Consider the following 3,768-nt stretch of genomic DNA (forward strand, 5'->3'; position numbering starts at 1 on the left):
TTTTTTCTCATAACTTGCGCTCCTTTCTTCGGTTTTAGGTTGTGTGTTCTAAGAGACTTCCCAACTGCTTGATTAAGAAGTCTTTTAGAGCATACAACACCCGCAGCCAGCTTAAATTTGGCATATTGGCGGACAGCAAAGTGATTCGGCTTCTTCTTTTTCAGAGCTTCAAACATCTGATCTACTGGATTCTGAAAGGTTTCATCATCCTCGCGTACTTCCATCGCATTCAGAAATTCAATCAGCGTTGCAAAGTTCTGTTCTTCCAGCGGTGCCTCATAGTGGATATAACCGATCAGGGAACAATACAGCAGAGTCTCCGCCTTCGTCCAGAATTCGTCACCGGCCTTGCCGTCTCCTTTGGTGTTGGCAATGAGGGTTGTGGTCAACTTCAAAATATCCTTTTCGCTGTGAATATACGCGAAGGGATTATAATGCATCGACTTTCTGAAATTGATAGTATTGAAAATCCGGATGCTGTATCCGTTCTTCAAAAGGGCTTGGCCGCAGTCGATTACGATATCGCCTTTCGGGTCAGTGACCACGTAGGAGCTATGGCATTGTAAAAGGTTGGGTTTAAGCCAAAACCGGGTCTTACCGCTGCCGGAACCACCCACCACCAGCACGTTTTTGTTTCGGGCATTTGCTGGATTCTTCGGGCGATTGCCCATCATCAGCCGCTCTGTCCGGGTCAGAATCACATTGTTTGCAAACACCGGATCTTCAAACGGTTCGATGTCTTTCTGCGTACCCCAACGAGCAGAGCCGTACTCCATGCCATGACGATATTTCTTGGCATTTTTTCCTTTCAGGTACACGGCAAGCCGCAGACCTGCTCCGCAGCACACACCAATCAGCAAATCCATCGGATGCAGACTTGGCATCGGATTGGAAAAAGCTACACCCAGGGCAGAAAGAAAGCCGAGGACCTTTTCAGACATGTCTGCGCCCTCGGCAATTCTCCACGCTTCTCCCAGATTGGTACATACAAGACCGGCAATGAAGTACGGCAGGTTCAGGATCAGCAGCTTCTTGGTCTTATTATTCATAGATCACGCTCCTGACTTTTGTGACGAACCTTATCCGGCAGAATTGCAGCAACCAACTCTTTGAGCTTGTTAAGCTGCTCCAGAACACTCGGTTTTTCCTTTGCTTTCAGCTTGCGGTTGGTGAATTCCTCAAAAGCGGAAGTCAGTGCATCCGCATCCTTCGCCTTAAAGAACACCGTGTATTTGGGTGGAACCACATTTTGGTCTTTCGTAATGGCATAATCCACGCCGTATTTCCGCGCTACCTGTTCAAAGCCTTTCAAATCCGTTTTCTCAATGGGGATACTGCTGACTCCCTGATTCTGACCGATCAGTTCTTTGATGCTCTGCTTTCCAACCGGAAGCTGTGCTGTTTTCTGAGCCACTTTCGACTGATGGTGCCGTTTCCACGCATTATAGCCATTCACAATGGTGCGAAAGGTCAGTTTCGTGGTACTGATTGCCAGATTGACGGTACGATTTTCAACTTCTTCCTGCATGAATCTCCGCCTCCTTCCTTACAAACTGTCCCGGTCCGGTGCCGGTTTACTCTTTTCCTGGGGCTTTGCAGCCTTTTCCTCCATCTTCTTCACCATGTCATCCGGAACCGGAATCGCCATGATGCTGCGCCCCATGCGAACGAACATCTGGGGCTGATGGAACTGCTCCTCAAATTTCTGCATCTGCTCCGAGGTCAGAGAACCAAAATCATCCTCTGTCAGCCCAACCACCAGAAAATCACCGGCATAAATGTCCTGCATATCTCCGTCTTCGGTGTAAATTGCACGGTTCAGCGGCAGTCCATTGATTTTACCGGATTCATTCAGAATAATGGCTACTTCATCCTCAAATGGGTAGGTTACTTCAATATCGCCGCCAACCATTGCCTGCAAATCTTCCAGCTCCGTGCCAACACTGATTTTCTTCGGGTAAGCATTGGGCTGTACCAGCAGCACATCCATTGTCCTGGTCTCTGCCAGTTCATGTTCTCCCACGGTCTTGAAGTCCACACCGGTGAAATCGCCGGAATCCAGAACATAATCCTGATTATTCCACGCCTGCGTCACCATGCGTTCCGCGTCTTCCTGTGAGGCAGCTTCCACAGAAACCTTTCTCTGGAGAGTCTCTGTAATCTCCACATCAAATTTCTTCATAGGCACCTCCTTAGATCAGGCGCAGTGCCGGAACCAACTCGCCGCCAATGGAAACCACCGTCAGGTTTTCGTTCACATAGTCGATGGTGCGTTCCAGCGTAAACAGATTGATGCTGCATTCGTTGCCGTTCTGGTCGATTTCCGAAACTTCCGCAGCTCCCAGCAGATAGCGGGTTCTGTCAGTCTCGATCACATCGCTCTTATCATAATGGAGAAGCAGTTCCCCATCTGCCACCAGATCAGCCTCCATCTCATCGTAAACATCCTCAAAGATGTCTCGACTGCCATCCTCGGTCAGAAGTTCGCCGCCAGCCCCCGGCAGGATCACCATCACAATGCGCTCCTTCGGGTGATCTTCACGGATTGCTTCCAGCATCAGCCAGTTATGAAGCATCGCAATGGACTTCTCAAACATGGGATCATCCATCGGATTCGGCTGCGATGCACCGTGCGGGCAGTTCTTGCAATCCATGCTGCACACTGCGTTGTTCTGATTCTTCTTAAAGTTCATCATCATAAAAATCTCCTTCTTATCGTTCCATATCTCGTTGTTTACTTCGCTGCCACTTTTCCAGCAGCCGGATAATCGTGTCCTGCATCTGCTTCGGCGTATAGGATTTCGGGAAATACTTCCGAAGAACCTCGTTTTTAATCGTCACATGGTCAAGCTCATCCTTTTTGATTTCATTCATCACTTCACACATGGCATCCAAGGTACAGCCGCCCTCCTGCGAGAGCTTTTTCAATCGCTGTGCCTGCGACAGGGATGGGGATGCCTGTGCATAGTCCATTGCCTCCAGAAATTCTTTCTGTTCGGACGGTTTCAGGTAAGACAGCTCTACCGCCGGATTAAAGGCGATTTTCTTCTCATCCACCATGTCCAGAATTTCTGGAATCAGGTTGGTAAGGCGGATAAAACGTTGAATCTGCCTTTGACTTTCTCCCATCTCCTCAGACATTACTGCCACCGATGTTTGTAACTTCTCGCCAAGTTGGCGAGAAGTTGTCTCAGGCTGTAAATCTGACCTTTCTCCCTGATGCTTCATCGCCTCCAACTTCATCTTGTAGGAAAACGCTCTCTCGCTGGGAAGAATATTCTCCCGCTGCAAGTTGCTGTCCACCATAAAGATGATTGCTGCATCATCGTCCATTTCCTTAACGATGACCGGCACAGTCTCCAAACCTGCCAGCTGCGCCGCATGAAGTCTGCGGTGTCCTGAAAGAATTTCAAATCCGCCTTCCGGGTCAGGTCGGACAATCAGTGGTGATACCACACCGATCTGCTTGATGCTCTCTACGGTCTGTTCCATCAGCTCGTCATCCAGCACCTTAAAGGGATGCCCTTCAAAAGGATGCAGGTCAGAAAGCGGCATCTCCGTCCTCTTCTCCTTAGCCGCAGCGTCGGCAGCTGAGCCACTGCGGTTTTCTGTTGTAATACTGGTTTTTGCTTTTGCCATTCAGCTTCTTAACCTCCTTCCAGCGGTGATAGATGTCATTCTTACCTGCGAAAAACGCCTTTTTTGCCTTGCACTTCATAGATCAAGTACCTCCTTAACGACCTGCTGTTTTTCTTTTCCAATGCTCTT

Annotated in this window: 5 protein-coding genes; all 5 read right to left on the reverse strand. The window is 48.9% G+C overall.

Annotated elements, in window-relative coordinates; translation table 11 throughout:
• A partial coding sequence (locus tag ACZMB2_RS13740) for a type IV secretory system conjugative DNA transfer family protein (RefSeq protein ID WP_487597149.1) occupies positions 1-1,049 on the reverse strand: 1,049 nt, incomplete at its 3' end.
• Positions 1,046-1,528, reverse strand: coding sequence for a PcfB family protein (locus ACZMB2_RS13745; RefSeq protein ID WP_215665465.1), 483 nt, complete (start codon positions 1,526-1,528; stop codon positions 1,046-1,048). The genes ACZMB2_RS13745 and ACZMB2_RS13740, both read right to left, overlap by 4 nt.
• 18 nt (positions 1,529-1,546) lie before the next feature.
• On the reverse strand, positions 1,547-2,182 hold the full coding sequence (locus tag ACZMB2_RS13750) for a DUF3846 domain-containing protein (protein ID WP_002576407.1): 636 nt from the start codon (positions 2,180-2,182) through the stop codon (positions 1,547-1,549).
• A gap of 10 nt (positions 2,183-2,192) precedes the next feature.
• On the reverse strand, positions 2,193-2,699 hold the full coding sequence (locus ACZMB2_RS13755; RefSeq protein ID WP_005929984.1) for a hypothetical protein: 507 nt from the start codon (positions 2,697-2,699) through the stop codon (positions 2,193-2,195).
• Between the two features lie 13 nt (positions 2,700-2,712).
• Positions 2,713-3,639, reverse strand: a complete 927-nt coding sequence (locus ACZMB2_RS13760; protein ID WP_215665464.1) for a ParB/RepB/Spo0J family partition protein — start codon at positions 3,637-3,639, stop codon at positions 2,713-2,715.
• Between the last annotated feature and the right edge of the window lie 129 nt (positions 3,640-3,768).

This window comes from Hominiventricola sp. (assembly GCF_057604405.1).

Excerpts from the sequence above, each read along its gene's own strand:
- ACZMB2_RS13745 (WP_215665465.1), bottom strand. The coding sequence starts at position 1,528 with ATGCAGGAAGAAGTTGAAAATCGTACCGTCAATCTGGCAATCAGTACC.
- ACZMB2_RS13750 (WP_002576407.1), bottom strand. The coding sequence starts at position 2,182 with ATGAAGAAATTTGATGTGGAGATTACAGAGACTCTCCAGAGAAAGGTT.
- ACZMB2_RS13755 (WP_005929984.1), bottom strand. The coding sequence starts at position 2,699 with ATGATGATGAACTTTAAGAAGAATCAGAACAACGCAGTGTGCAGCATG.
- ACZMB2_RS13760 (WP_215665464.1), bottom strand. The coding sequence starts at position 3,639 with ATGGCAAAAGCAAAAACCAGTATTACAACAGAAAACCGCAGTGGCTCA.